General features: G+C 69.1%; 23 protein-coding genes and 1 riboswitch. Of the genes, 13 read left to right on the top strand and 10 right to left on the bottom strand.

All coding sequences use genetic code 11. The features are described 5' to 3' along the window. The first annotated feature begins 62 nt into the window (after window positions 1-62). From QMG73_RS01860 to pknB, 4 genes are read left to right on the top strand one after another with little or no spacing between them, the layout of a single operon-like run. On the top strand, window positions 63-1505 hold the full coding sequence (locus tag QMG73_RS01860) for an FtsW/RodA/SpoVE family cell cycle protein (protein ID WP_281892204.1): 1443 nt from the start codon (window positions 63-65) through the stop codon (window positions 1503-1505). Next, a complete protein-coding gene (locus QMG73_RS01855) occupies window positions 1502-3001 on the top strand; it encodes a peptidoglycan D,D-transpeptidase FtsI family protein (protein ID WP_281891959.1) in 1500 nt (499 codons plus the stop codon). Before QMG73_RS01860 ends, QMG73_RS01855 begins: the two co-directional genes overlap by 4 nt. Further along, on the top strand, window positions 3001-4431 hold the full coding sequence (locus QMG73_RS01850) for a serine/threonine-protein kinase (protein ID WP_281891958.1): 1431 nt from the start codon (window positions 3001-3003) through the stop codon (window positions 4429-4431). The genes QMG73_RS01855 and QMG73_RS01850 overlap by 1 nt, the downstream gene beginning before the upstream one ends. Beyond that, window positions 4428-6173: a Stk1 family PASTA domain-containing Ser/Thr kinase gene (gene pknB, locus QMG73_RS01845; protein WP_281891957.1), complete on the top strand. Its 1746-nt coding sequence runs from the start codon at window positions 4428-4430 to the stop codon at window positions 6171-6173. Before QMG73_RS01850 ends, pknB begins: the two co-directional genes overlap by 4 nt. A 6-nt stretch (window positions 6174-6179) precedes the next feature. On the opposite strand, the gene QMG73_RS01840 is transcribed toward pknB, so the two are convergent. The 5 genes from QMG73_RS01840 to QMG73_RS01820 form a co-directional block, all read right to left on the bottom strand. After that, window positions 6180-6779, bottom strand: a complete 600-nt coding sequence (locus QMG73_RS01840; protein WP_281891956.1) for a hypothetical protein — start codon at window positions 6777-6779, stop codon at window positions 6180-6182. A gap of 77 nt (window positions 6780-6856) precedes the next feature. Further along, window positions 6857-7507 (bottom strand): aminodeoxychorismate/anthranilate synthase component II, encoded by a 651-nt coding sequence (locus tag QMG73_RS01835; RefSeq protein WP_281891955.1) that lies wholly within the window; start codon window positions 7505-7507, stop codon window positions 6857-6859. 4 nt (window positions 7508-7511) lie between these two features. After that, entirely contained in the window at window positions 7512-7802 is a 291-nt protein-coding gene (locus QMG73_RS01830; RefSeq protein ID WP_281891954.1) for a hypothetical protein, read from the bottom strand. A 9-nt stretch (window positions 7803-7811) separates the two neighbouring features. After that, window positions 7812-9080: a class E sortase gene (locus tag QMG73_RS01825; RefSeq protein WP_281891953.1), complete on the bottom strand. Its 1269-nt coding sequence runs from the start codon at window positions 9078-9080 to the stop codon at window positions 7812-7814. Beyond that, complete coding sequence (locus QMG73_RS01820; protein ID WP_281891952.1) at window positions 9077-9886, bottom strand: DUF881 domain-containing protein; 810 nt, start codon at window positions 9884-9886, stop codon at window positions 9077-9079. The genes QMG73_RS01825 and QMG73_RS01820 overlap by 4 nt, the downstream gene beginning before the upstream one ends. Before the next feature lie 155 nt (window positions 9887-10041). Here QMG73_RS01820 and QMG73_RS01815 point away from each other — a divergent pair, with 155 nt between their 5' ends. After that, window positions 10042-10305, top strand: coding sequence for a cell division protein CrgA (locus tag QMG73_RS01815; protein WP_281891951.1), 264 nt, complete (start codon window positions 10042-10044; stop codon window positions 10303-10305). Between the two features lie 79 nt (window positions 10306-10384). On the opposite strand, the gene QMG73_RS01810 is transcribed toward QMG73_RS01815, so the two are convergent. Further along, window positions 10385-13033: a M4 family metallopeptidase gene (locus QMG73_RS01810; RefSeq protein WP_281891950.1), complete on the bottom strand. Its 2649-nt coding sequence runs from the start codon at window positions 13031-13033 to the stop codon at window positions 10385-10387. A gap of 166 nt (window positions 13034-13199) precedes the next feature. On the opposite strand from QMG73_RS01810, the gene QMG73_RS01805 reads away from it, so the two are divergent. Both QMG73_RS01805 and QMG73_RS01800 read left to right on the top strand, forming a co-directional pair. Next, a complete protein-coding gene (locus QMG73_RS01805) occupies window positions 13200-15299 on the top strand; it encodes a (Fe-S)-binding protein (protein ID WP_281891949.1) in 2100 nt (699 codons plus the stop codon). Between the two features lie 6 nt (window positions 15300-15305). Next, complete coding sequence (locus tag QMG73_RS01800; protein WP_281891947.1) at window positions 15306-15869, top strand: VanZ family protein; 564 nt, start codon at window positions 15306-15308, stop codon at window positions 15867-15869. On the opposite strand, the gene QMG73_RS01795 is transcribed toward QMG73_RS01800, so the two are convergent. Continuing rightward, window positions 15814-16047 (bottom strand): hypothetical protein, encoded by a 234-nt coding sequence (locus tag QMG73_RS01795; protein WP_281891945.1) that lies wholly within the window; start codon window positions 16045-16047, stop codon window positions 15814-15816. The two genes, QMG73_RS01800 and QMG73_RS01795, sit on opposite strands and share 56 nt — an antisense overlap. Window positions 16048-16232: 185 nt before the next feature. Between QMG73_RS01795 and QMG73_RS01790 the strand changes: the two genes are divergently transcribed. The 3 genes from QMG73_RS01790 to QMG73_RS01780 all read left to right on the top strand — a co-directional run bounded on the left by QMG73_RS01790 (window position 16233) and on the right by QMG73_RS01780 (window position 19597). Then, window positions 16233-17531 (top strand): hemolysin family protein, encoded by a 1299-nt coding sequence (locus QMG73_RS01790; RefSeq protein ID WP_407676736.1) that lies wholly within the window; start codon window positions 16233-16235, stop codon window positions 17529-17531. Next, window positions 17524-18528, top strand: coding sequence for a hemolysin family protein (locus QMG73_RS01785; protein WP_281891944.1), 1005 nt, complete (start codon window positions 17524-17526; stop codon window positions 18526-18528). The genes QMG73_RS01790 and QMG73_RS01785 overlap by 8 nt, the downstream gene beginning before the upstream one ends. 109 nt (window positions 18529-18637) lie before the next feature. Next, on the top strand, window positions 18638-19597 hold the full coding sequence (locus QMG73_RS01780) for a C40 family peptidase (protein ID WP_281891943.1): 960 nt from the start codon (window positions 18638-18640) through the stop codon (window positions 19595-19597). A 45-nt stretch (window positions 19598-19642) separates the two neighbouring features. On the opposite strand, the gene QMG73_RS01775 is transcribed toward QMG73_RS01780, so the two are convergent. Then, a complete protein-coding gene (locus QMG73_RS01775; protein ID WP_281891942.1) occupies window positions 19643-21610 on the bottom strand; it encodes an N-acetylmuramoyl-L-alanine amidase in 1968 nt (655 codons plus the stop codon). A 145-nt stretch (window positions 21611-21755) separates the two neighbouring features. On the opposite strand from QMG73_RS01775, the gene QMG73_RS01770 reads away from it, so the two are divergent. Beyond that, window positions 21756-22457, top strand: coding sequence for a LamG-like jellyroll fold domain-containing protein (locus QMG73_RS01770; protein ID WP_281891941.1), 702 nt, complete (start codon window positions 21756-21758; stop codon window positions 22455-22457). Between the two features lie 139 nt (window positions 22458-22596). Further along, window positions 22597-22732: riboswitch (cyclic di-AMP (ydaO/yuaA leader) on the top strand. A 12-nt stretch (window positions 22733-22744) separates the two neighbouring features. Continuing rightward, a complete protein-coding gene (locus QMG73_RS01765) occupies window positions 22745-23716 on the top strand; it encodes a C40 family peptidase (RefSeq protein ID WP_281891940.1) in 972 nt (323 codons plus the stop codon). 162 nt (window positions 23717-23878) lie between these two features. On the opposite strand, the gene dcd is transcribed toward QMG73_RS01765, so the two are convergent. Next, a complete protein-coding gene (gene dcd / locus QMG73_RS01760; protein ID WP_281891939.1) occupies window positions 23879-24457 on the bottom strand; it encodes a dCTP deaminase in 579 nt (192 codons plus the stop codon). A 54-nt stretch (window positions 24458-24511) separates the two neighbouring features. Here dcd and QMG73_RS01755 point away from each other — a divergent pair, with 54 nt between their 5' ends. Further along, window positions 24512-25111, top strand: a complete 600-nt coding sequence (locus QMG73_RS01755) for a pyridoxamine 5'-phosphate oxidase family protein (RefSeq protein ID WP_309299413.1) — start codon at window positions 24512-24514, stop codon at window positions 25109-25111. Here the strand turns inward: QMG73_RS01755 and QMG73_RS01750 are convergent. Continuing rightward, window positions 25053-25985 (bottom strand): zinc metalloprotease, encoded by a 933-nt coding sequence (locus QMG73_RS01750; RefSeq protein WP_281891938.1) that lies wholly within the window; start codon window positions 25983-25985, stop codon window positions 25053-25055. The genes QMG73_RS01755 and QMG73_RS01750 overlap by 59 nt on opposite strands. Window positions 25986-26040: the final 55 nt, after the last annotated feature.

The raw sequence follows: 26040 nt of genomic DNA, 5'->3' as shown, positions 1-26040 counted from the left end.
CCAAGGATCTTGTTGTGACCGCTCGGACCACACCGGCCGCGTCGCCCGCCGTCACGGGGGAGATGCCGCGTATCCGGATGTCGAAGAGCCGGCGCAACGCCGAACTGGGTCTGTTGCTCTTCGCGATGGCGCTGATCACGGCGTACGCGGCCACCGTCGAGGCGACGATGCTCGACTCGGTGACCCCGGACTTCTGGATACCGGCCGCCCTGGTGTCCCTGGTGTTCCTCGGTCTGCACATCGTGATCAGGTTTCTCGCGCCGTACGCCGATCCGGCCCTCGTACCGGCGGTGGCGCTGATCAACGGGCTCGGCGTGGCTTTCCTGCGCCGGATCGACCTGGGACGCGCCGACGCCGCCGACCGCGCGAACTTTCCGATCTTCGCCGGTGACGGCGGCCGCCAGCTCGCGTGGACACTGCTCGCCGCGATCATGGCGGCAGGTCTGCTGATCATCGTGCGTGACCACCGGATCGTCTCGCGGTACGCGTACACGCTGGGCCTGGTCGGCATCGTGCTCGTGATGATCCCGGCGGTACTGCCCAGCAGGTACTCCGAGATCAACGGCGCCAAGCTGTGGATCCTGATCGGCGGGTTCTCGATCCAGCCGGGCGAGTTCGCCAAGCTCGCACTGGTCTCGTTCTTCGCGTACTACCTCGTACGCAAGCGTGAGGTGCTGTCCCTGGCCAGCCGCCGCTTCCTCGGCATCGACTTTCCACGCGGCCGCGACCTCGGTCCGGTCGTCGCGGTGTGGCTGCTCAGCCTCCTGGTCCTGGTCTTCGAGAAAGACCTGGGCACCGCGCTGCTCTACTTCGGCATGTTCGTGGTCATCCTGTACGTGGCCACCGAGCGGGTGAGCTGGCTGATCATCGGTCTGCTGCTCTTCTTCGGCGGTGCCACGCTGGCGTACTCGCTGGGCGCGAGCATCGGCGGGCCGTTCGCCAACTTCTACGACCGCGTGCAGATCTGGCAGGACCCGTTCGCCGACCCGTACAACGCGGGGTACCAGCCGGTGCAGTCGCTGCTGGGGCTCGGCACGGGTGGGCTCTTCGGCGCGGGGCCGGGCGGTGGGCAGCCCACCAAGGTGCCCGACGTCGAAGACGACTTCATCTTCGCCGGTCTGGGCGAGGAGATCGGCCTGTTCGGCCTGTCCGCGTTCCTCGTCATGTACCTGCTGATCGTCGAGCGTGGCCTGCGCGCGGGCCTCGCGGTACGCGACTCGTTCGGCAAGCTGCTGGCCGGCGGTCTCGCCTTCACACTGGGCTTGCAGGTGTTCGTCATCGTTGGTGGCGTCAGCGGACTCATCCCACTGACCGGCCAGACCACCCCGTTCCTGTCGGCGGGTGGTTCTTCGTTGATGGCGAACTGGCTGATCATCGCGATGCTGCTCCGGATCTCTGACGCCGCGGGGCGCCCGGTGACCGGGAGCGCGTCGGCGCAGGGTGACGGCCCTGCTGGGCCACCGGTCAAACTGCACGGCGCCCCGACGGAGGTGATCAGGTCATGAACGGTCCACTGCGTCGGGCCGGCGTGGTCGTGATGATCCTCTTTGGCCTGCTCTTCGCCAACCTCAACTGGGTACAGGGCTACAAGGCCGACGAGTACCGCAACAGCGACTTCAACGGTCGTGTCCAGGTGGCCGAGTACGAGCGGGCGCGCGGGGTCATCGAGGTCGGTGGCAAGGCGCTCGCCGACGGCAAGGTCACGACCGGCGAGCTCAAGTACCTGCGGACGTACCCGTTCAAGTCCGAGTTCGCGCACGTGGTTGGGTACAAGCCCGTCAACCTCGCGGCCACCGGCATCGAAAAGGCGGAGAACGAGTTTCTCGCCGGCACCAGCGACCGGCTCTTCGGTGACCGGTTCCGCGACATGTTCACCGGCGAGGAGACCGCCGGCGGCAACGTGGTGCTGACCCTCTCGCTGCGTGCTCAGGATGCCGCGGTCAAGGGCCTGGCCAATAACGATGTGGGCTCCACCCGGGGCGCTGCGGTTGCGATCAACCCGAAGACCGGCGCGGTGCAGGCGTTCGTCTCGATGCCGAGCTTCGACCCGAACCCGCTGGTCAGCCACGACACCAACGCCGCCGAGGCCGCGTTCAACCAGCTGGAGAAGGCGAAGGACAGCCCGCTCAAGAACCGCGTGCTGGGCGAGGTACTGCCGCCCGGGTCGACGTTCAAGGTGATCGACACGGCGGCCGCGCTGGAAAACGGCCTCACGCCGCAGACGAACATCCCGGCCGGGCCCTCGTACACCGCACCCACCTCGGGCACGCCGATCCGCAACGCGGCCTCCTCGGTCTGCCCCGAGTCCCAGGTCACGCTGGCCGAGGCGCTCAGGGAGTCGTGCAACACCGGCTTCGCGCAGCTCGCGGTCCGGCTGGGCGCCACGAAGATCAAGGACAAGGCGCGGGCGTTCGGGTTCGAAGACGAGAGCCTGACGGTGGGCAACCTTGACGGTTCGGGCCTGCCGGTCGCGGCCAGCCGCACCGGCACCATCCAGAACCCCGACGGTGGCGACGATCCCGCGGCGCTCGCACAGTCCGGCATCGGCCAGAACAACGTGCGGATGACCCCGCTGCAGGGTGCGATGATCGCCGCCACCGTGGCCAACGGCGGCGAGCGCATGCGGCCGTACCTGGTGCAGCAGCTGCTCGGTCCCGACCGCCGCACGATCAGCACCACGTCGCCCAAGAAGATCAATAATCCGGTCTCGGCTACGGTCGCCGCCCAGCTGCAAGACATGATGGTCAACGTGGTCGAAGGCGGCACCGGCAGGAACGCGCGGATCAACGGGTACACCGTCGGGGGCAAGACCGGCACCGCCCAGGATGGGGGCGACCCCAACGATCACGGCTGGTTCATCGGGTTCGTCCTCAAGGACGGTGAACCGATCTCTGCCGTCTGCGTACTTCTGGAGCGTGCGACAGCGGGCGGCAGCGCGGAAGCGGCGAAGATCGGCGGCGACATCATGGAGGCCGTGATCGCCGACGGGGGTGGCAACTGATGCTCAGCCCCGGAGTCATGCTCGGCGGCCGGTACCGGCTGGACGAGCGCATCGCCAGCGGCGGCATGGGCGACGTGTGGCGCGGCACCGACGAGGTCCTCGGTCGCACCGTCGCCGTGAAGATCCTGCTCCCTGCCCTACTGGAAGAGCCCGGGTTCGCCGAGCGCTTCCGGGGCGAGGCCCGCACGATGGCGACCATCAACCATCCGGGCGTCGTAGACGTGTATGACTATGGCAGCGACCAGCAGATCGCCTTCCTGGTCATGGAGTACGTCGAGGGAGACGCCCTGTCCCGCACCCTGAGCCGGGTCGGCCGGCTCACGCCGGCCCGGACGATGGCGCTCCTCGCCCAGGCCGCCGACGCGCTGCAGGCCGCGCACGAGAAGGGCATCGTCCACCGCGACGTCAAGCCCGGCAACCTCCTGGTACGCCCGAACGGCACGCTGGTCCTCACCGACTTCGGCATCGCCCGCTCGGCCATGGTGGGGCAGCTCACCGCCGCCGGCTCCGTGCTGGGCACAGCGTCGTACATCTCGCCCGAGCAGGCGGCCGGCGCGACCGCCACGCCGGCTTCCGACGTGTACGCCCTCGGTGTGGTCGCCTACCAGTGCCTGTCCGGCCACCGGCCGTTCGAGGGCGACAACCCTCTCGAGATCGCGATGCGGCACGTGCGCGACACGGCCCGCCCGTTGCCCGCCGACATCCCGCCCGCGGTGCGCGCGATCGTCGACCGGTCGATGGCCAAGGACCCCGCGGCCCGGTGGCCCAGCGCCGCCACCCTCGCGGCGGTCGCCCGGCAGGCCGCCGCCACCCTGGGCGCGCCCCCGCCCGCCCGGCCGGCCGCCGCGCCGACCCACCCGGCCTCGCCGGCGCCCGCCCATTCGGCAGCCCACCCGTCACCCGTTTCCGCTCCGGCGCCGCCCATCGCCCCGCAGAGCGGTGCCCGTCCCGCCCCGCCGTATCCACCACCGCCGGCCCCGCACAGTCCGGTCGCGGCGCCGGTCCGCTCTCCGCACGCCGCCCCGCACACCCAGCCCGGATTCCCGAGGGGCGCCGCCTCCGTGCCACCGGCGACCCGCCCGGGCCCAGTGCCGGCACCGGCTCGCCCGCCAGGGCCGCCGCAGTACGGGTACCCGCAGACCCAGCCCGAGCCCGAAGAAGGTTCCGCCAACCGGCAGATACTCATCGTGCTCGCGGTCGTACTTGGAGTGCTCGTACTTCTTTGCGCGGGCCTGATTTCCTACTTGGTGAGACAGAGCGGCAATAACACCGCAGGTCCGATTCCAACCGGGTTGCAGATCTCGGTCAGTCGCGACGTGTCGGTGGAACGGGCCGTACCGTCGGTTGGGGCAGACTCGGCATTCCGGTGGAGTGGCGACGCGGTCCGGCAGGCCGACGACCAGACGAGCGAAGGACGACAGACGAGATGACTGCGCAGGCCCGCCTGCTCGGTGGCAGGTACCAGGTCGGCGAGCTGCTCGGCTACGGCGGTATGGCCGAGGTACACCGCGGTCGCGACCTGCGGCTCGGCCGCGATGTGGCGATCAAGATGCTGCGTACCGACCTCGCTCGCGACCGGACCTTCCAGGAGCGGTTCCGGCGTGAGGCGCAAAACTCGGCGTCGCTCAACCACCCCGCGATCGTCGCCGTCTACGACACCGGTGAGGAGACCGCGCCCACCGGCGAGACGCTTCCGTTCATCGTCATGGAGTTCGTCAACGGGCGCACCCTCAAGGAGGTGCTGGCTGCCGAGGGGCGGCTGATGCCCCGGCGCGCCCTGGAGATCACGGCGGACATCTGCGCGGCGCTGGAGTTCAGCCACCGGCACGGCATCATCCACCGGGACATCAAGCCCGGCAACGTGATGATGACCCAGAACGGCCAGGTCAAGGTCATGGACTTCGGCATCGCCCGAGCCCTGGCCAGCGGCGCCACCACGATGACGCAGACCAGCGCCGTGATCGGCACCGCGCAGTACCTGTCGCCGGAGCAGGCACGCGGCGAGGCCGTCGACGCGCGATCAGACGTGTACGCGGGCGGCTGTGTGCTCTTCGAGCTGCTCTGCGGTCACCCGCCGTTCGTTGGCGACAGCCCGGTCAGCGTGGCCTACCAGCACGTGCGGGAAGACCCGCGTGCCCCGAGCGAGATCAACCCGGACGTCAACCCGGATGTCGACGCGATCGTGTTGAAGGCGCTCGCGAAGAACCCGCTGAACCGGTACCAGAGCGCTCAGGAGATGCGCGCCGACCTGCTGCGCGCGGCCGCCGGCCGTCCGGTGATGGCGACGCCCGTGCTTCGCGAGTCCGAGACGGTGGCGATGATGGGCGCCGGCGCGGCCACCCGGCAGATCAACGCGGTCGGCAACCGGCCGACCGTGGCCCGGGTCGGCGACCCGCGCCGCCGCAAGGCCTCCGCCTGGGTGATCTCCGCCCTGACCGCCCTCGGCGTGCTGGCCGTGGTCGCGCTGGTCGCGGGCCTGATCCTCTCCAACCGAGGCAACGAGACCCCGCAGGCGCAGGTGCCAGACGTCACCAGCCGGGCCCTGACCATCGCCCAGAACGACATCAAGAACGCGGGCCTGGTGCCGGTGGTCGGCGACCAGATCTTCAACGACGAGTGCACCAAGGGCCAGGTCGCTCAGCAGACGCCGACGAGCGGCCAGAAGGTCGAACGCAACTCCGAGGTGGTGCTCCAGGTCTGCGGCGGCCCCGAGCCGGTCAAGATCCCAACCGGCCTGGTCAGCGGCCCGTACGAGTTCGCCAAGGGTCAACTGGAAAAACTCGGCCTCGACGTCAGGAAGGAAGAGGTCGACGGTAAGGAGGCCAAAGACATTGTCCTCTCGATCGATCCTCCGGAGGGCTCCGAGGTGGCCAAGGGCGATATCGTCACCGTCCGGGTATCCAAGGCCAACATTCGGGAGATCCCCAACGTCGTCGGCAAGACCGAAGACGACGCCCGCGACGAGCTCGAGGCCGCTGGCTTCGACGTCGACATCAAAGATGGTGCGCTGGTCGATCCCGAAGACGCTGGCCAGGTGACCTCTCAGAGCAAGCGCGGCACGGGCAAGACCGGCGACACCATCGTCATCACGGTGAGCCAGCCGCGCGAAGACAACTCGCCAAGCCCGTCCGGGAGCCCGTCACCGACGGCATCCCCCAGTCAAAACGGCTGACGCTGATCAGCCGGCCTTGCGGCGAGCCTTGGCTCCTGGTGCTATCTGCGAGATGCGCTGTGGCGACAGGCTGAGCATGGCGCCGGCGTCACGCACGGTGTAGCCGTCGTCGAGCAGTGCGCGAACCGCGGCGGCCGTGGCCCGCTCGGCATCTTCTTCCGCCTGGCGGGCGGCCCGGCGCGCCTCCAGCGCGTGTGACACGACGCCGGGCAACTCCGGGCGTACGTCGACGGCTATCGATGCTGGATCCACATCGAGCATCAGCGCGATAGCCTCTCGGGCCATCGCTTCGACCTGGTCGAGGCGCCGGGTCTGGCTGTGCACACCCTTCAGTTGCGGCACGCTGATCGCCCACCAGTCGCCCACCCGCCGACAGGCGGCAATGTAGGTCGTCACTTCCACCAGTCCCTCCCCAATGTATGGTCCAGATCGCGCATGATTCCCCCTGGCCGTGATCTCGTTGATCTCGCCATGCCGGGGGACGACCACGTTTTGTGAGCCGCACCGAAAGATCGAATGGCTGCCACCTTCGCGCACCAGCACAAAATCGATCCCCGCGAACGCGGCGGTACGCCTGATCTTTCGGAGCAAGTCCGTTCGCTTCACAGCGTATGTCTAGCCCGCTAGAAATATCAAGTAAAGCGGGCTGGATGAGGCTGTGGATAACTTTGGGTGCCTGTGGATTACGAGGTGGCGAAGGCGGATCGGCGGCGGTGTTCGACCTCGGCGGCCAGCGCCGGCGCGCGCTCCAGCGCTGACGGCATGCCGCACGCCGCCAGCCAGTTGGCCAGCATGATGTGACCGCCCTCGGTCAGCACCGACTCAGGGTGGAACTGCACACCCTCGATCGGCAGCTCGCGGTGCCGCATGGCCATGACCACGCCGGACGCGGTGCGGCCGGTCACCTCGATCTCTGGCGGGAGGGTCGACTCGACCACGGCCAGTGAGTGGTACCGGGTCGCGGTGAACGGGTCCGGCAGGCCGACCAGTACCCCCTCGCCCTTGTGGTGCACGTCGGACGTCTTGCCGTGCAGCAACTCGGGCGCCCGCGTGACGGTGGCGCCGAACGCCGCACCGAAAGCCTGGTGGCCAAGGCATACGCCGAAGATGGGCAGCTTGCCGCCGTACTCCTTGATGACGTCGATGCAGATGCCGGCGCGTTCCGGCGTACCGGGACCGGGGGAGAGCAGGATCCCGGCGGCGCCGGAGTTGCCGACGGCGGCCAGGTCGATCTCGTCGTTGCGACGCACTTCGCAGTCGACGCCGAGCTGGCCCAGGTACTGCACCAGGTTGAAGACGAACGAGTCGTAGTTGTCGATCACCAGGACGCGCATGCCATCACCTGTTCGGTGTTGTGGTCGGTTCGGGATTGTTTTCGTCTGTTTCGTAGGGGATTTCGTGCTCGTTCCCCGGGGATGCCGACGGGTCGGCGCCCGGCCCTTCGGGTGCGAAGCCAGGGTTACCGGAATCCTGCTCGACCTGAACGTCGTCGAACGGCAGCAGCGGCTCGGCCCAGGGAAAGACCACGTACCACATGAGCGCGCCGATAGCGCTGACCAGTACCAGCGACGTGACCAGCTTGTACTGCCATCGGCGAAACGGCAAATGGCGCCAAATCCATCCGTACATTGGCCGTTCCTAGCCGAGCTCCGCAGGGCGGCCATCGGAGCGGGCCTGCTCGCGACTCAGTTGCGCGTGGATGATCAGCCGTTGGTAGTTGTCGAACTTCGGGTTGCACGTGGTCAGCGTCAGCATCGCCGTACTGGGCTTCGCGCCGGGCCTACCGGGCACCGGTGCGACCACCTCGATCGCGCTCGGCTTCACGATGTGGCTACGGGTGACCTTGTAGACGAACCACTCCCGCTTGGTCTCGACCACGATCGCGTCGCCGACCCTGAGCTCGTCCAGGCGCCAGAATGTGGCCCTGTTTCGGTGGCCGGCGACCGCGAAGTTGCCGATCTGGCCGGGGTCGGCGCTGCTGGGATAGTGACCCGGCGCGTATCTGATCGCCTTTTGCGTGACGCCCTCGACCACCACCCACTGCTTGTCCAGCTTGGGGATGTAGAGCCGGGCGATGCCCGTGGGCGGCCCGAGGGTCGGGGACGCCGACGGGCTGGGCCCGACGACCGGAGCGTCTGCGGGCTGGTCCCAGTCTTGTGCGAGCTGCTGGTCGAGGTCGTTCTGGTGGTCGCCGATGACCGCTGTGGTGCCCCAGACCTCGTAGGCGGCGAACAGCAGCACGATCACACCGAAGGTGATCATGATTTCGCCCAGGCCGCGGACACCGGTGCGGATGCGTGAGCCGACCGTCGGCCGGGTGAGCTCGGAATACACGCTCTTGTAGCCCTCGTCGGTCTGCTCGGGGCGCAGCTTGACGACCCGCTCGCCGCGGCGGGGCTTGGGCGGCTCCGCGGGCGTGCCGTCGCCGTCGCCGGCCGGCGGCTCGTCGGGCCGAGCGGGAGCAGCCGGTACCGCGCCCAGCAGGCCCGTGGTCTCGGGATCGAGGCTGCCAACGGCGGGTATCAGCGTGGTGGCTGCCGCGTCGGCAGGGGAGCGAAACGAAACGGTGGCCGCCGTGTCGGAGGCGGGCTGAAACGACAGAGTCGTCGCAGCATCGGGTGCGGGTTGGAACGACACGGTGACCGTTGGGGCGGGCGGCCGGGGCGAAGCCGGAGCCGGCTGCGGGACCGCCGGGCGCGGGCTGGGCCGCGGCGTGGGCCGATCGGCCGCGGGGGTGGGAGCGGGCGGCGTGGTCGACGGCCCGGGGATCACCGGCAGTGCGGCCGTCGGTCCGGGAATGACCGGCGGCGCGGCGGTCGGCTCCGGTATCACCGGCGGCGTCTCGTCGTCGACGCGCGGGATGTAGGCGGTCTCGTCCTCACCATCGGGTGCGCGATGGCGGCTCATTCGGGCACCTCGACGGAGTTGAGCGCGCTCGAACCGTCGTACGCCGGCACGGTCACGCTCCCTTCCACGGTCTCCCGGTAGCCGAGCCCGAAATGGGAGACGGCATCGCGGAAGAGTTGCACACCCTCCGAGGTGGCGAGTGCCTGCTGGAGCGCCGTCGGGTTGCCGATGGCCGTGATCTTGAACGGTGGTGAGTACACCCGCCCGTGTAGCAGCAGCGTGTTCCCGACGCAGCGTACCGCGCTCGTGGAGATCACCCGTACGTCCATGATCGACATGGCTTCGGCTCCGCCGGCCCACAGTGCGTTGACCACGGCCTGCACGTCGCTCTGGTGTACAACGAGGTCGTCGTTGCTGGGGTTGCCCGGACGGTTCGTGTCACCGAGTCGCGGCGCGTCGTCGAGCTGAACGGTCAGCCCCGGGCCGCGCAGCGCGGTGAAGCCCGCGGCCTGCCGGCTCTTGTCGCCCCTGGTCTGCTGCTCGGCGATCGGCTGGTCGGACCCGGCCAGTACGTCGGTCTCGGCCTCGACCTGCGCGAGCAGGGCCGCTCGTCGCTTGTCGCTCGCCTCGACGCGCTCCCGCCGGTCTTCGATGAGCTGGGCGAGCTGGGGACGGCGATCTTCGCGCAACGCGGTGCCGTCGGCGGTGGTCGCACTGGTGGTGAACAGCAGCCCAGCCGCGACGGCGATCAGCGGAACCACCACCGACCACCCCGAACGCGGACGCTCCGACCGTCGGGGCAGCAAACCGGCAACAGCCCGACGAAGCGCCTCGCGCCATGAGGTGGCGCCCGACGTGTATTCCACCGAGTCTCCCGTGCCCCCCTCGTGCTGCGCGCGTCGGCTTGACTACTCTAGCTGTTGTTGCGATCCTCGCCCGACCTGACGGTCCTCGACTGACCTGACGGCCAAGGCGTAGCGGCGCTAGTCTATGGACACGAGTTCTGACAGGAGTAAGCGTCGTGCCTAAGTCTCAGGTCCGTAAGAAGAAGGTCTACACGCCCCCCGCCGACGTCCGGCCAGCCGGCACGCAGGCGACCAAGAAGCCGAGTCCGATCTGGCTGCCGATCACGGCGGTTGGCCTGATCGCCGCCGGCATCGCGTGGCTGGTCGTGTACTACCTGTCCGAGACCGCGTACCCGGTCGGTTCCTGGGGGTACTGGAACCTCGCGGTCGGCTTCGGCGCGATGGTCACCTCGCTGATCCTGCTCTCCCGCTGGCGCTAGCGCGCCGCTCCACAACGCAGGCGCCACAACGCAAAGGGCCGGGGCACCGAAGTGCCCCGGCCCTTCTCTGATCACAGGGTCAGAATGACGGCTTCCGGCATGGCACCGGCTTGCCGTTGACCACAACCACGCTGCCCGGCGTGCACGCGACCGGCGGGTTGACCGCGAACCGCAGCTCCGCCGGCAGGCTCCGGCGACCCGCCGCGTCCACCGCCCAGACCCGGACGATGTGACCCATGGTGGCGTTCAGCCCGTTGAGTACCAGCGACGTGGTATCCCCGCCCGGCGCGACGTTCGTCCGGTTCGGGTCTCCGTCGACCGATACCTCGTAGTGGTCGACCGCAGTGCCAGCGGCCGGCCGGTCCCATGTCACCGTGGTCGACGTGTTGCCGGCGGTCCACTCGGCGGTCACGTTGCGCGGCACCGAGGGGGCGGCCACGCACTGGTACAGCCGGACGTCGTCGACCAGCCACTCCCGGTCGAACGACCCGCGGGTGAGCCGGAACCGGAACCGGACACTTTGACCGGCGAGACTGCTCACGTCGTACGACGCGGTGACGTACCCGCGCGTGGCGGCGCCGCTCGGAGTCGGCGTGCTGGGGTCGGCGGGCAGGGCCACCCAGTTGGTGCCGGTGCTGTACTCGATCGCCAACCCGCCCGTGGTGGTGTTGAACGTCGGCACGTTGTAGTGCAGAGCGAAGTGCGTCTCACCAGCCGGAATGACGACGGGTGCCGCCATCGTGGCGGAACCGGTCGTACCGGCCGGAGCCGCGCTGGGAACCCAGCCGTACATCGCGCGCTGGCCCGAGTGCGCCAGGCTCACCGGCACGTCGCCAGACGGGATGACCTGCCAGTACGCCCGGTCGAAGGTCCAGCCGCCGATGCGCTCCATGTCGTCCTGGTACAGCCGGACGGCGGGCTGCTGGCCAGCGACGTTGCACCGGTCGACCACCGCCGACGACGGGACGGTCGGCTGGGCGAACATCGCGGTCGCGGTCACCGCGTTGTCGACCTGGGTGCAGTCGCCACGGGTGATCCCGAACCGGCCAACGAGCTGCCGGCAGGCGCTCTGCATGGCGGCGCCCAGGTCGGCGAAGCCAGAGCCGGAGGTGACGAGGTGCATCACCCGGTACCAGAGCTGTGCCGACTTGGTGAGCCCGATGCCCGTGACGGTGCTGCCGTTGAGCGAGCCACCGTCGGCGATGAGCTGGGCCGCCTTGTTGGCGACGCCCGAGTTGTAGTGCACGCCGCCGCCATCGAGGAAGCCCATGTAGTAGAACGGGCCACCGACGTACGCCGGCTGGTCGAACATGTTGGGGTTGGCCATGTCGCGGATCGCGCCGATGCTGGCCTCTTCGCCGATCCGCCAGCGCGGCCCGTCGGTGCCGTAGGCGAGGTCGACGAACTCACCGAAGATGTCCGAGAACGCCTCGTTGATCGCGCCGGACTGGAACGCGTAGAAGAGGTTCGAGGTGTGCTCGGTGACGCCGTGGGTGTACTCGTGGGCCAGGATGTCGTCGGTGACGAGCCCGCTGCCGAAGGTCAGCTGGGCGCCGTCCCAGAACGCGTTCTCGAACGGGCAGGAGAGGTGGCAGGCGCGGACCGTGGAGCGGATCTGCATGCCCTTGCCGTCGATCGAGTCCCGCCCGAACTGGCTGGCGTAGTAGTCGTAGGTCTGCCCCATGAAGGTATGCGCGGCGTTGACGTCGGCGACCGTCGAGGCGGGGCCACTCTCGGTGCGGGTGATGGCCGGTCCGGCGGGGTCGGCGCTGCACCAGTAGTTGCCGACCTCGTCGAGGTCGGTTGGCCTGTTCGCCATGTCGCAGACGATGCGGTTGCGCGCGGTCCGGTGCTCGGAGATGACCAGGACGGACTTGTTGTCGGTGGCGTCGACCAGGGCGGAGCCGATGCCGTGGGCGTCGGTGCCGCCGGCGGCGTGTACCTCGATCCACCAGGTCGGCCGCAGCTCGCCCGGACCCTGGCCGCCCACCAGGCGCGGGTCGTACAGCCACAGCTTCGCCTCGCCAGCGGTCAGCGTGCTGGCGTCGGCGCCGAGGTCCTTGGCGACTGCCTCGACGGCGGTGCGCTGGGCGGCCGCCGCGCCGGTGCGGGCCGAGGTGCTGACGGGCGCGCTGATCGCGGTCTCCGCGGTCGCGCCGAGCACGCCGCCCGCGCGGTTCAGGGTGACGATCAGTTCGCCACCGATCACGGGCACGCCGCCCGCGTACTGGCCGAACCGCACGACCGTGTCGCCGCCGGACAGGCTGGCGGTACTCGTGCGTTTGGTGCTCGTGGTCGATTCGATGCCGAAGGCCGGCCCGTAGCGGTTGACGAACGCGCCAGCGGTGGTCTCGGCGCTGGCGCCGGCCGGTACGCCGAGCGGCAGCTTCAGTGCCTCGCCAGCGGGCGCCGTCAGCGTGCGTACCCGGCCGTCGACCACCCGCACGGCGGCTGGCTTCTTGCCGCCGGCCCTTCGCAGCTCCTGGAGCGCTGCGGCGGACGTGAGCCGATTGCCGGGCTTGGCCTGGCCGGGGCTGGGGGTCGGGTCGCCCGGTGCCGCCGCTGCGGCGGCTGCCGCGGCGGCGACGGGGTCGGCGGCGGATCCGGCGCCGACGAACCGTGCTTCCGAGCCGTCTGAGTCGTTGGACGCGACGATGACCGCGGCGCCGACGATGGCAGCGAGTGCCAGGCAGGCGCCAGCACCGGCCGCGCGTACGCGTGGTCGCAAAAGAATTCCTCCCCGTATTGAAGTCGGCGCGAAGTCTAGAGAGACGCGTCACCGCCGCGCTATCCCCTGCTTGTCCTAAGGTCAGGGGGGAAGCCCACGTTACTGGCCGGTAACCTTGTGGGTAGTCTGGGAGCACCGGAAACGTGGATCAGGAGGCCAGGGGCGCATGGGCACTGTCCAAATCGTGACAACGGTGTTGGCTGCCGCCATCACGCTCGTGGCTGTCGCGCTGGCTGTACGCGCGGTGCGCACGATGCTCTCGGTGATCCGGCTGGGGCAGCCCGATCCGGAGCGCTTCGGCGACAAGGGCACCCGCACCAAGCGGATGCTGACCGAGACAGTCGGCCACACCCGGATGCTCAAGTGGAGCGTCGTGGGCGCGGCGCACTGGTTCGTGATGGTCGCCTTCATCATCCTGTCGCTGCTGGTGCTGGAGGCCTACTTCGAGGTCGTCGACCCGCACGCCGGGCTGCCGATCATCGGCGGATGGGCGCTCTTCGGCCTGGCCACCGAGCTGATCGGTGTGTTCGGCCTGCTCGGCATCCTCGTGCTGATCGCGATCCGGCTGCGCAACCGGCCCGGCAAGGCGCGCGGCCTGTCCCGGTTCACCGGCTCCACGATGTGGCAGGGCTACTTCGTCGAGTTCGTCATCGTCGCGGTGCTGATCTGCGGGTTCCTGATCCGCGGGTTCAAGTACGCGACGGGGCACGGCGAGTGGCCGGTGTGGGCCGCGCCGGTCTCGCACGCCCTCGGCGAGATCCTTCCGGCCTCGGACGCGGCGCTCAGCGTCACCGCCCTCGTGAAGATCGTCATCTCGATGACCTGGCTGATCACGATCGCGCTCAACGTGACCATGGGTGTGGCGTGGCACCGGTTCGCCGCGTTCTTCAACATCTTCTTCAAGCGCGACCCGGCTCGCCCGGCCGGCTCCGGCCTCGGTCCGCTGCGCCCGATGATGTCCGGTGGCAAGCCGCTGGACTTCGAGGAGGCCGATCCGGAGAAGGACCAGTTCGGCGTGGCGGCCGTCGAGCAGTTCACGTGGAAGGGCCTGCTCGACTTCACGACCTGTACCGAGTGCGGCCGCTGCCAGTCGCAGTGCCCGGCCTGGAACACCGGCAAGCCGCTGTCGCCGAAGCTGCTCGTCCTGTCGCTGCGCGACCACGCGTACGCCAAGGCGCCGTACCTGCTGGCAGGAGACGACCACAGCAACGTCGACGCGCTCGCGCTTGCCGAAGGGCAGAAGCCGCTCGTGGGCGGTGCCGACGAAGGCGGCGTGATCGATCCGGACGTGCTGTGGTCCTGCACCACCTGCGGCGCCTGCGTCGAGCAGTGCCCGGTCGACATCGAGCACGTCGACCACATCGTCGACATGCGGCGGTACCAGGTGCTCATCGAGTCGTCGTTCCCGTCCGAGGCCGGCGTGATGCTGCGCAACCTGGAGAACAAGGGCAACCCGTGGGGCGCCCCGCAGAACACCCGCGAGGACTGGACGAAGGGCCTCGACTTCGAGGTGCCCCGGGTCGGCGAGGCCGATGACTTCGAGTACCTCTTCTGGGTCGGTTGCGCCGGCGCGTTCGAAGACCGGGCGAAGAAGACCACCCGAGCGGTGGCGACGCTGCTGCACGAGGCCGGGGTGAAGTTCGCGATCCTCGGCGAGGGCGAGACCTGCTCCGGCGACCCGGCCCGCCGTATCGGCAACGAGTTCGTCTTCCAGATGCTGGCCCAGCAGAACGTGGAGACGCTCAACGAGGCGGGCGTGAAGAAGATCGTCGCGTCCTGCCCGCACTGCTTCAACACGCTCGGCAACGAGTACCCGCAGCTTGGTGGCCAGTACGAGGTGGTGCACCACACGCAGCTGCTCGCCCACCTCGTATCGAGCGGCAAGCTCACGCCGGTGCAGCCGATCGACGGCGGCATCACGTACCACGACCCGTGCTACCTGGGCAGGCACAACCGCGTCTTCACCCCACCCCGCGAGATCCTGGCGCAGGCCGGTACCGTCACCGAGATGCCGCGCAACAGCGAGCGGTCGTTCTGCTGCGGTGCCGGTGGCGCTCGCATGTGGATGGAGGAGCGGATCGGCAAGCGCATCAACGTCGAGCGCGTCGAGGAGGCCCTGTCGACGGGCGCCAAGACGATCGCCGTCGGCTGCCCGTTCTGCTACACGATGATCGGCGACGGCGTCACCGGCAAGGGCGCCGCCGAAGAGGTCGAGGTCGTCGACGTGGCGACCGTGCTGCTCCGCTCCGTACAGAAGCAGGGCTGACCGCCGGTGATCGGCTGGGCCAAGGCGTTCCTGGCCGAGCCGTGGCCCGCCTTGACGCTCTTCTTCCTAGCGACCGCCGCGGTGGCGCTGTTCCAGCCGCTCGCGCGCAAGCTGGGCTGGCCGCCGCTGCCCACCCTCGGCGCCCTGCTCGGCTTGGCGGCGATCGCGGCGCTCACGCTCCCACCGCCTCCGGGCGAGGGCTACTCGCGGGAGCTGGCCGCCTGCGGCCGGGCACTCACCGATATCGGAGACTTCGCACGGGCCCTGGTCGCCACCAGCGACCGCGGCGAGCGCGTCGGCAACGTGCTGATGTTCATGCCGTTCACGTTCTTCGCCACCCTGGCCAGCCGCCGGCCGGGGCCGGTCGCCCTCGTGGGAGTCCTGCTTCCGCTGGCCATCGAGGTCACGCAGTCGCTACTGGATCTGGGCCGCGACTGCGCCGCGCGCGACTGGGCCAACAACGCGATCGGCGCGGTCCTCGGCGTCGCCCTCGCCGTGGCGGTGCTCCGGCTTTCTAAGGCTCGCCGTTCGCCGCTACGCCATACATCAGGGCCACCACCATCAGAATGACCACGAGCAGATACCCGAGGTAACGGATGCTCGCCGCCCGCGCGCCCTTGCGCAGACCCGGCAGGCCCGCCTTGGCCTTGGCGTAATCCGACCGCTTTCCCTTTGCCGCGACATGCATCTTTCCCAACCAGACGCCCACGAACAAAGCGACGACGACTCCCAAGGTAAACCCGGCCATTCGCCCTCCCCGACATTGGCCGTGCCTAATCCCCCCGTGCGTGCCAGCAGCTTGCCGGGCGATGGCTGGGCTGGGCAAAGTGAAAGTCATAACGCTGACAGGCGCACATCCATCGATACACTCGATCGTGGGACAATGACCGCCGAGGTGAACCGATCATCGACGGCCTGTTACTGACCGCGCTCCTGCCGCTGGTCGGATTCGTGGCGCTTACGGCCGGCAACGCGTTCTTCGTCGCGGCCGAGTTCGCGCTGGTCACCGTCGACCGGGCCGAGATCGACAAGCGCGCCGACGAGGGCGACCGGCGGGCCCGCACCGTTCGCAAGGCGCTGCGCGAGCTGTCTTTCCAGCTCTCCGGCGCGCAACTCGGCATCACGATCACCGCGCTGCTCACCGGGTACCTCGCCGAGCCGGCCCTGGCGAAGCTGTTCGGCCCCGCGATCCGGCCGATCGCCGGCGACGCCACCGACAGCGTCACTCCCGCCCTGGCGCTCGGCCTCGCCACGCTGCTGTCGATGCTGTTCGGCGAGCTGGTACCCAAGAACGCCGCCCTCGCCCGCCCGATGCCGGTGGCGCTGTCCACCGCGGCGCCCATGCGCACGTTCTCGATAATGTTCGGCTGGCTCATCCGCGCCCTGAACGGCTCGGCCAACTGGCTGGTGCGCCGCCTCGGCGTCGAGCCGCAGGAGGAGCTGGCGAGCGCCCGGTCGCCCGAGGAGCTGGGCCTGCTCGCCGCGATCTCGGCGCGAGCCGGTGCCCTGCCCGCCGACACGGCGATGCTGCTGCGGCGCACGATCCGGTTCGGTGAGAAGCGGGCCGCCGAGGCGATGACGCCCCGGGTCGACGTGGTCGCGCTCAAGGCGGACGCCACGGTGGCCGAGCTGATCGCGGCCGCCCAGGAGACCGGCCACACCCGCTTCCCCGTGTACGAGGACACGCTCGACCTCGTCACCGGCGTGGTTGGTGTGCCGGACGCGCTGGGCGTACCGCCGATCAGAAGGTCGACCACGACGGTGGCCGCGGTGGCGCGCGAGCCGGTCTACGTGCCCGAGAGCCTCGACCTCGACAGCGTGCTCGCCGCCCTGCGCGCGGCGGACGCCGATCTGGCGATCGTGGTCGACGAGTACGGCGGCACCGACGGCGTCGTGACCCTCGAAGACCTGGTGGAGGAGCTGGTTGGCGAGATCGCCGACGAGTTCGACCCGGACTCGGTCGAAGACACCGGCCCGGTCGAGCTGACCGCGCCCGGCGGCCAGCAGAGCTTCCTGGTCGGCGGCGTGCTGCGCGAAGACGAGTTGCAGGAGCAGACCGGCTTCCGGCTGCCCGAGGGCCCGTACGAGACGTTGGCCGGCTTCCTGATGGCGCGCCTCGGCCACATCCCGATCGTGGGCGAGACCGTCGAGGAGCACGGCTGGGAGTTCACCGTCGTCGAGATGGACCGCCACCGCATCGAGCAGGTCCGGGTGGTGGCCGCCGATGAGTAGCGTGCTGGTCACCGTGCTCCTGTTGCTGGGCAACGCCTTCTTCGTCGGCAGCGAGTTCGCGCTGATCGCGTCCCGGCGTACCGTCATCGAACCGCTCGCGGAGACCTCGCAGCGAGCCCGCTGGGCGCTGTCGGCGATGAACCAGATCCCGCTGATGATCGCCGGTGCCCAACTCGGGATCACGGTGTGCGCGCTGCTGCTCGGTGCGATCTCCGAGCCGGCGCTCGCGCACTTCCTCGAAGGGCCGTTCCACGCGCTCGGCATCCCCGACCGGGCGCTGCACCCGGTGGCGTTCGTGCTGGCCCTCGGCGTGGTGGTGTTCCTGCACACGGTCATCGGCGAGATGGTGCCGAAGAACATCACGCTCGCGGGTCCCGAGCTGTCCGCGCTGTGGCTCGGCCCGGCGATGCTGGCGTTCTGCCTGGCCACCAAGCCGTTGCTGGTGGCGATGCGTTGGGCCTCCCGGATGGTGCTGCGGATCTGGCGGGTCGAGGCCACCGACGCCGTGAAGACGGTGTTCACCGCCGAGGAGCTGGCCGGGCTCGTCTCGCAGGCGCGCACCGAGGGCCTGCTCGACGCCGAGGAGCACGCCCGCATCACCGGCGCGCTGGCGCTGAACGAACGCACGGCCGCCGACGCGATGCGGCTGTGGTCGACGGTCACCACGGTCGCCGACGACGTGTCGCCCGCGTCGCTGGAGGTACTCGCCACCCGCACCGGGCGCTCGCGCTTCCCCGTCGTGCAGCGCAACACCCGGCGGGTACTCGGCTTCGTGCACGTCAAGGACGTCCTCGGATACGAGGGCGCGCAGCGGATCGCAGCTGTGCCGCCGGAGATCATCCGTCCGCTGCCGCTGGTACCGCCCGACCGCACGCTCGCCGAGCTCCTGCTGGCGATGCGGCGGGAACGCCGGCACATCGCGCTCGTGAGTGACGGCCGTACTCCGCTCGGTGTCGTGACGCTCGACGATGTCTTGACCGCCGTCGTCGGCGCTTGATTTCTGTCGCTGATCTTCCTTAAGGTGACCAACGGCCGATGTGGACCCGCTCGCCTCCCTTACCCCCCTCCGGAGGCTCCCTCGGCCACACTTCCAAGGAGCCGGACCTTTGTCTCTGCGCGGCCTTGTACTGCTGGCCACCGCGGTGTTCGCCGGATTGTTGCCCGCCACCCCGGTGCACGCCGCCCCCTCCGTCGACGAGATCGAAAAGCAGATCGACGCGCAGTGGGAGCAGCTCGAACCCGTCATCGAGCAGTACAACAAGGTGCACAACCAGCTCGCTGCCAACCAGAAGAAGGCCACTGAGCTGGAGAAGAAGATCCAACCGTTGTCGCTCCAGGCAGACCTGGCGTCACTGCGGATCGGCTCGATCGCCTCCCGGTACTACATGACCGGTCCAGGCTCCGACCTGAACGCGCTGCTGGCCAGCGGCTCGACGACCACGTTCGTCGACCAGCTCACGATCCTCGACCGGCTGGCCTCCCAGGAAAACGCTCAGGTCGCCGACGTGGTGGAGGCGCGCGACAAGTACGCGTCGGAGAAGGAGAAGCTCGACTCGCTCATCGAGCAGCAGAAGCAGCAGGACACCGAGTTGGCCGCCCGCAAGAAGACCATCGATGGCGAGATCGACCGGCTCCAGAAGCTGCGCGAGAGCGCGTACGGGTCCTCGACATCGGGCGGCGCGCTGCGGATCGGGCCTTGCCCTGCCGAGTACATCGGTGGAGCGGCCGGCACGGCGGTCAAGACGGCGTGCGCGCAGATCGGCAAGCCCTACGTGTGGGGTGCCGACGGGCCTGGTTCGTTCGACTGCTCGGGGCTGACCCAGTTCTCGTGGGGCAAGGCCGGTGTCGGCCTGGCGCACCACGCCGCCACCCAGTGGAAGCAGGGCGCGGTGGTGAGCCGCGCCAACGCCCGCCCCGGTGACCTCGTCTTCTTCTACAGCGACCTGCACCACGTCGGCCTGTACGTGGGCAAGGGCCTGATGGTGCACGCGCCGCAGCCCGGCAAGCCGGTGCGGATGGCGAACATCGACACGATGCCCGTCGCGGGCTTCCGCCGCCCGTCTTGAGTGTGATGTGGGCCCGGCCTTCCAGCCGGGCCCACATCACATCGGTTACAGGAACGACGGCAGGATCTGCACGTCCGCCAGGTTCACGAACATGATCCGGTGTCCGAACTGGATCTGCACGTACTTCGTCTCGCCCCGGATCACCGTCCAGTCACCCGGTGACGTGCCGCCGAACGTGGTCGCCCGGTAGTACTCGCTCGGCAGCACGTTGCCGACGGCGTACCGCTGACCGGCCGCGAACGTGTACTGCAGCGGTGTGATCGCCTGGTAAGGCACGCCGGTCGGATACGCGGCCTGCTCCGGGTACGCCCTGCCGTAAACGGGGATCGTCGCCCGGCCCGGCTTGGGCGTCACGATGAGGCCGGTCGACCACTTCGCCGCCGGCGCCGAAGGCGGGTTGTAGAACCAGCCCTTCTGGCCCAGGTACCAGATCGCGGTCCAGTCGCCCTGCCGGCCCGCCACCGCGTACGTCTGCCCCGCCGACACCCGCGACCCGTGATCCGACACCTGCATCGTCGTGTCGGCGCCGTTCGGCCGCAGCCCGATGTCCTTGAGCAGCGGCGCGGCCGGGTCCGGCGCGGTGCGCAGGATGACCGCCGAGGAACCGCGCGCCGGGCACGGGTTGTTCGCCCCGCCGGCGCAGCCGGTGAACGCCGGCTTGTTGTTCACGAAGTCCGGGTCGATCGTCACGAGGCCGGTCCGGGGCGTCCCGAACTGCCGGAACGGCGCCTTGAGCAGGTCGAAGTAGTGCGACCAGTCCCAGTACGGGCCCGGGTCCCAGTGCATGCCGCGCACCGTCGAGGGCAGCGTGCCCGGCACGTTGTCGTGGCCGATGATGTGGTTCCGGTCGAGTGGGATGCCGAGCCGGGTCGCCAGGTGCCGCACGAGCTTGGCCGACGTGCGGTACATCGCCTCCGTGTACCACGTGCCCTGCGCCGCGAAGCCCTCGTGCTCAAGCCCGATCGCCTTCGCGTTGACGAACCAGTTGCCGGCGTGCCAGCCGACGTCCTTCGCCTTCAGGTGCTGGGCGATGTGCCCGTCGACCGACCGCAGCGTGTAGTGCCAGCTCACGTACGTGGGGTCGAGCACCAGGTTGATCGAGGGCCGGAAGTAGCCCTCCGTGTCGTGGATGACGATGTACTCGATCTTCTGCTGCTTGGGCCGGTTGCCCTTGTCGTGGTTGCCGTAGTCGGGGTTGCCGTTGGCGTCGGTCCACTGCGCGTAGGGCGCCGGGATCCACTCGCAGGAGATGTCGACCGGGCACTCAAGGCCGTCGGGTCGGGCGAGCTTGCGCAGGTGGAGCCGGTCCAGCCAGCCGCGCGCCGGCGTGATGCCGCGACCGGCGAGCGTGACGCGGTGCCCGTCGTCGGTCACCCTGGTCGCGCCGTCGCGGATCGTCGCGTAGACCTCGTCGGCGAAGGCCGCCGCGGCATCGGCGCTGTCCGCGCCGCTGTACCTGGCCACCGCGCCATACCAGGCCGCCGGATCGCTCGCGCTCCCCATCGGTCCAGCTATGGCTTTCTGGTACGCGGACAGAAGCGCCGCCCCACCTTTGATATTCGTGTTGGGGTCGGCCCGCAGGGCTTCCTCGGCGGCGCCGGTGAGCTCGGCGGCCCGGTCGAGGCTCTGGAGCGCTTCGGTCGCCGGCGGCGCGCCGGAGCCACCCGAGTCGACCTGCTTCACCGGCCGCGCCTCGTCGCCGCGCGGGTCCTCCTCGTCACCGTCGTGGTGGTTGCCCGGCAGCGCCGACACGTAGACGGCGTCGGTCAGGTGCATCGGGCCGAACCCGCCGCTGGTGCTCGGCGTGCCGGCATTGGTGTCCCACCGCGACTCCAGGTAGGAGACGCCCAGCAGGACCGCCTCCGGTACCCCGTACTCGACCGCCGCGGCGGCGTACTGCTCCTGCCGGGTGCTTTCCGGTGCCGCCGTGGCGGGCGACTGGCTGGTCGCTACCAGCGTCGCGGCGCCGACCACGGCGGCACTAACCGTGATCCGCGTTGCTAAACGGTGCATCGAACCTCCTATCGATGGCCTTGCGTTCACCCTGTCCCGGCCGGCCGTTGCCGTCAATAGATTCCGAAGCATGCGACGCAGACGTAAAAAATCTTCACCGCCAGGAGGATTGCCCCAAGCCGTTCCAAATCTCCACAATCGAGCAATGTCGCCCAAATTACACGTAGCACTCCTGGCGTTGGTCAGTATCGGGCTCGCCGGTCTGGCCCGGCCGGCGCACAGCGGGCCACCGTCGTTCTCCGTGCGGTACACATTCGACGGCTGGTACTCGGGCTCCGTCCTCGACACCGCTGGCCGGTACCCGATCTACGTGCGCGGCGCGATGGCGTTCGCGCCGCGCGACGGCGGCTGGGCGGCCCGGTACCCGGCTCGGTGCGACAACCCGGAGTGCCCGCGCGCCATCCTGGAGAGCGGTCCGGTGGAGCAGTTCAACCCGGGCACCCGCTCGATGCGGTACGGCGCGTCGGTGCTCATGACCGCCGCCGACACCGGTGACGGCGCCAACGTGGTGCAGAAGGGGTACTCGACCGGGGGCGTCACGCAGCTCAAGCTTCAGGTCGACGGGGCCGCGGGCCAGCCGAGCTGTGTCGTGGCCAGCAAGACCAAGATCTACCGGGTGATCGCACCGGTGACCGTGGCGGACGGCCGCTGGCACGCGCTCGCCTGCGCGCGTACCAGCACCAATCTGTCCATATCGGTCGACGGTGCACCCCGTGGCCGCGTGCCCGTACCGGCCGACGTGTCCATTGTGAATTCCGAACCACTCCGAATCGGCGGGAAAAACTTGTCGCCTAACAACGATCAGTACGCCGGCCTGCTCGACGACGTATTCCTTGTCATTGACTGACGTCGTTTCGATGTACGTTCCGCTACGGAGTCGTATACGCACCGAATAAACACGCCGGTACCGCTTGCGCACGCGGATGCGGCGCTCCTACCCTTGGGGATCGTCGAGCCGGAGGCCGGCCTTCCACCCTGGAAGACCACGGTTCGATCCGCCGAATCGGTCGTCTCCGAGCCGGGGACCCAACCGCACCTCGGGGTGAATCCGCAATCTTGCGGTAGGGCGCTCTTCCCGCCCGAACCCGTCAGCTAACCCGGCAGGCGGTTCAGGGAGAAGGAGTGCGGACTCCGGTGGCACGTTATGCCGTGCGTCGTTCCGTCATCACCGTTCTCGCCACTTGCGCCGTCGTACTCGGCGGCGGCACCATGGCTCGGGCCGAGCCGTCCGCCGCGGAAATCGAGAAGCAGATCGACGTCGCCTGGAACCAGCTCGAACCCGTGATCGAGCGGCACAACGCCACCAAGCTCGACCTCGACAAGAAGCAGAAGCTGGTGGCCGCGCTCACCAAGAAGATGGAGCCGCTGCAGGTCCAGATCGACGTCGCGATGGCCCGCGTGGGCGAGTTCGCCGCCGAGCAGTACAAGGGTGGCAACCTCTCGACGCTCAACGCGCTGCTGAGCACCGGCTCCCCCACCACGTTCAGCGACCGGCTGGTGATGCTCGACCAGTTCGCGCGGCGCTCCCAGGCCGACATTCAAGACGTGATCGACCTGCGCAACGAGTACAACAAACAGAAGGAGCCGCTCGACCAGCTCGTCGCCCAGCTCAGCACGACCGAGGCGGAGCTGGCGGCGCGAAAGAAGCAGATCGACGGTGAGATCGACAAGCTGGAGCAGTTGCGCCTCAAGGCGTACGGCAACGGCGGCACGACGGGCGCTCTGGCCCCGGTGCCCTGCCCGTACACCTACCCGGGTGGCGCGGCCGGCGTAGCGGTCAAGTTCGCCTGCGCGCAGATCGGCAAGATGTACCAGTACGGCGCCGGCGGTCCCGGCACGTACGACTGCTCCGGCCTGACCTCAGCGGCCTGGGCAAAGGCCGGCGTGTACCTGCCACACAACGCCGCCGCCCAGCGAAAAGCGGTCGACGACGTAAGTCGAAGCAACCTCCGGGCCGGCGATCTCGTCTTCTATTACAGCGACCTGCACCATGTCGGCATGTACGTCGGCGGCGGATGGATCGTGCACGCCTCACGCACCGGCGAGCCGATCCGGATGCGCAAGCTCGACGCCGCGCCGGTACACAGCTTCGGCCGCCCTGACTGACCTCGCACCCCCGTGGCCGCTGCCCGTCGCGTGTTTCCCCCGTCACGCGACTGCCCCGGCCAGCAGGAGACGCCCTCCCATCCATCCGGGATGGGAGGGCGTCTTTCTCTCAGGCTCAGCGCGATCAGCCGGCACCGGCGAACTGGCGCGGCCGTGTGCCTTCTACTGGGTGGGCCAGACGCGCCAGTTGCGCCACGATCGGCTCGGGGTCGGGCCGCGCTGCCCCTGGTATCGCGAGCCGTAGACCTCGGCACCGTACGGGTGCTCCGACGGTGACGAGAGCCGGAAGATGCAGAGCTGACCGATCTTCATGCCGGGCCAGAGCGTGATCGGCAGGTTGGCGACGTTGGAGAGCTCCAGCGTCACATGACCGGAGAAGCCCGGGTCGATGAAGCCCGCCGTCGAGTGGGTGAGCAGCCCCAGCCGGCCGAGGCTTGACTTGCCCTCCAGGCGGCCGGCGAGCTGGTCGCCCAGCGAGATGACCTCGAGCGTCGACGCGAGCACGAACTCGCCCGGGTGCAGCACGAACGGCTCGCCCTCCGGCACCTCCACCTCTGAGGTGAGATCGTCCTGCTGTACCGACGGGTCGATGTGGGTGTATAGGTGGTTGTTGAACACCCGGAAGTGCCTGTCGAGGCGCACGTCGATGCTGGACGGCTGGATCAGCGCCGGCTCGAACGGTTCGAGCGCGAGCTTGCCCGCCTTGATCTCGGAGACGAGGTCGCGGTCGGAGAGCAGCATTGACACACCATAGGGGACTACCTTGATCGAACATATGTTCGATACAATGCTGGCATGGCATCTTGGTCCGAATTCGTCGCCGACGAGCCCCGCCTGGCCGACTCGATCCGCACTCTCATGCAGCAGTACGGGCCTGGCCTGGGCTATCTGGCCACCGTCCGATCCGACGGCGGCCCGCGGGTGCACCCGGTGTCCCCCGTGATCACCGACGACGGGCTGTACTGCTTTGTGATCGACTCGCCGAAGCGCCGAGACCTGGAGCGCGACGGCCGATACGCACTTCACTCGTTCCCGCCCGAAGACAGCGACGACGAGGCTTACCTGGCGGGCCACGCCAGCGTCGTCACTGACGGGGCCAAGGTCGCCCGCCTGGCCGACCACCTGCGGGCCGCGCCGCACGTCGACTGGCGCCTGTTCGAGTTCACGGTCGACGTCGCCATGCTCGCCCGCCACGGGCGCAACGGCGCCACCCCGTTCGCCGAGCCGGTCGAGCGTCCAGCCGTCCAGGTCTGGCTCGACCCGGGCGGCGTCGTGCCGCCGAAGCCCCGAGGGCGCGGCCGCCACCGGCGCAACGCGGGAGCGGCCACAGCCTCGGCTACGGTGCGCGATAAGCAGCCCATGCACTCGACATGCGGGTCGCCTGACCCGGCGTGAATTCGAACATGCACGAGTCGGCCGTGTAGTCCATGAAGTTGTGGATCGGGTCCTCACCCGGATCGTCCACACACGTGTCTCGCCCGACGGGGCAGTTCGACGCCGACGTCGCCTCCGCCGGCGTGTCCGCGACCTGGTCGCCGCCAGCACAGCCGTCCTCGAACGTGTGGTACAGGTTCAGCCAGTGCCCGATCTCGTGGGTGGCCGTGTCGCCCTCGCCGTAGATTCCTGCGGTGCCGCCCGGCAACGACTCGGCAAACAGCACGACGCCGTCGGTCGGGTGCGACTCCGCCTGCGGATACGTGGCCCAGCCGAGCAGGCTGTCGCTCAGGTCGCCCGTGTAGATGTTGAGCGTCTCCATCCCGCCCTTACGCAGCGCGCTCTTCATCTCGAACTCGGCGGTCGACTCGTACACGATCGGGTACCACGCGGGGTTGACCACCCGATTGATCTCCACCAGCTCGAACGCGAACGCCGTCTCCGCCCCACCGGTCGCACCGGAGTACGCGTCGTTGAGCACCTGGATCTGCTGCTGGATCATCGAATCCGGCACGCTGCCGCCGCCCCGCGTGGCGTCCTCGGAGATCACGTGCACCACCGTCGGCACCGTGACGGTCGCGAACGTGAGCGCCTTGCCCGACTTCGCCCGCTCCTCCAGCCTGGCGATCAGCGCCCGCTCCCGCTCAGCCACCTGCCCTGGCGCGAGATCGTTGGGATCCTGCACCCCCGGCGTCCCCGGCCTGATCCGGGCATTCGAGCCACACACCGCACCCTCGGGCGCGGTGGCCTTGGCCGGAACGGCTGGCCCGACGCCGAGGAGTAGGGCGAAGGCCGCAAGAGCAGGCCAGATCTGCGAAGATCGATGTAGCGGCATTTGCCGACTATATACTCACATCAATCGATCGACTACCGATCGACGCCCCGGCAGC

It is taken from the genome of Phytohabitans aurantiacus (assembly GCF_027923225.1).
Lineage (GTDB): Bacteria > Actinomycetota > Actinomycetes > Mycobacteriales > Micromonosporaceae > Phytohabitans > Phytohabitans aurantiacus.
The sequence above is the reverse complement of the archived record's forward strand: the minus strand, read 5'-3'. Positions and strand labels throughout refer to the sequence as shown.

What these genes read in the sequence shown, in the direction of transcription:
- QMG73_RS01785 (WP_281891944.1), top strand. Translation starts at nt 17,524, where the DNA reads ATGAGTAGCGTGCTGGTCACCGTGCTCCTGTTGCTGGGCAACGCCTTC.
- QMG73_RS01795 (WP_281891945.1), bottom strand. Translation starts at nt 16,047, where the DNA reads ATGGCCGGGTTTACCTTGGGAGTCGTCGTCGCTTTGTTCGTGGGCGTC.
- QMG73_RS01755 (WP_309299413.1), top strand. Translation starts at nt 24,512, where the DNA reads ATGGCATCTTGGTCCGAATTCGTCGCCGACGAGCCCCGCCTGGCCGAC.
- QMG73_RS01850 (WP_281891958.1), top strand. Translation starts at nt 3,001, where the DNA reads ATGCTCAGCCCCGGAGTCATGCTCGGCGGCCGGTACCGGCTGGACGAG.
- QMG73_RS01775 (WP_281891942.1), bottom strand. Translation starts at nt 21,610, where the DNA reads ATGCACCGTTTAGCAACGCGGATCACGGTTAGTGCCGCCGTGGTCGGC.
- QMG73_RS01835 (WP_281891955.1), bottom strand. Translation starts at nt 7,507, where the DNA reads ATGCGCGTCCTGGTGATCGACAACTACGACTCGTTCGTCTTCAACCTG.
- QMG73_RS01825 (WP_281891953.1), bottom strand. Translation starts at nt 9,080, where the DNA reads ATGAGCCGCCATCGCGCACCCGATGGTGAGGACGAGACCGCCTACATC.
- pknB (WP_281891957.1), top strand. Translation starts at nt 4,428, where the DNA reads ATGACTGCGCAGGCCCGCCTGCTCGGTGGCAGGTACCAGGTCGGCGAG.
- QMG73_RS01770 (WP_281891941.1), top strand. Translation starts at nt 21,756, where the DNA reads ATGTCGCCCAAATTACACGTAGCACTCCTGGCGTTGGTCAGTATCGGG.
- dcd (WP_281891939.1), bottom strand. Translation starts at nt 24,457, where the DNA reads ATGCTGCTCTCCGACCGCGACCTCGTCTCCGAGATCAAGGCGGGCAAG.
- QMG73_RS01860 (WP_281892204.1), top strand. Translation starts at nt 63, where the DNA reads ATGCCGCGTATCCGGATGTCGAAGAGCCGGCGCAACGCCGAACTGGGT.
- QMG73_RS01830 (WP_281891954.1), bottom strand. Translation starts at nt 7,802, where the DNA reads ATGTACGGATGGATTTGGCGCCATTTGCCGTTTCGCCGATGGCAGTAC.
- QMG73_RS01855 (WP_281891959.1), top strand. Translation starts at nt 1,502, where the DNA reads ATGAACGGTCCACTGCGTCGGGCCGGCGTGGTCGTGATGATCCTCTTT.
- QMG73_RS01750 (WP_281891938.1), bottom strand. Translation starts at nt 25,985, where the DNA reads ATGCCGCTACATCGATCTTCGCAGATCTGGCCTGCTCTTGCGGCCTTC.
- QMG73_RS01805 (WP_281891949.1), top strand. Translation starts at nt 13,200, where the DNA reads ATGGGCACTGTCCAAATCGTGACAACGGTGTTGGCTGCCGCCATCACG.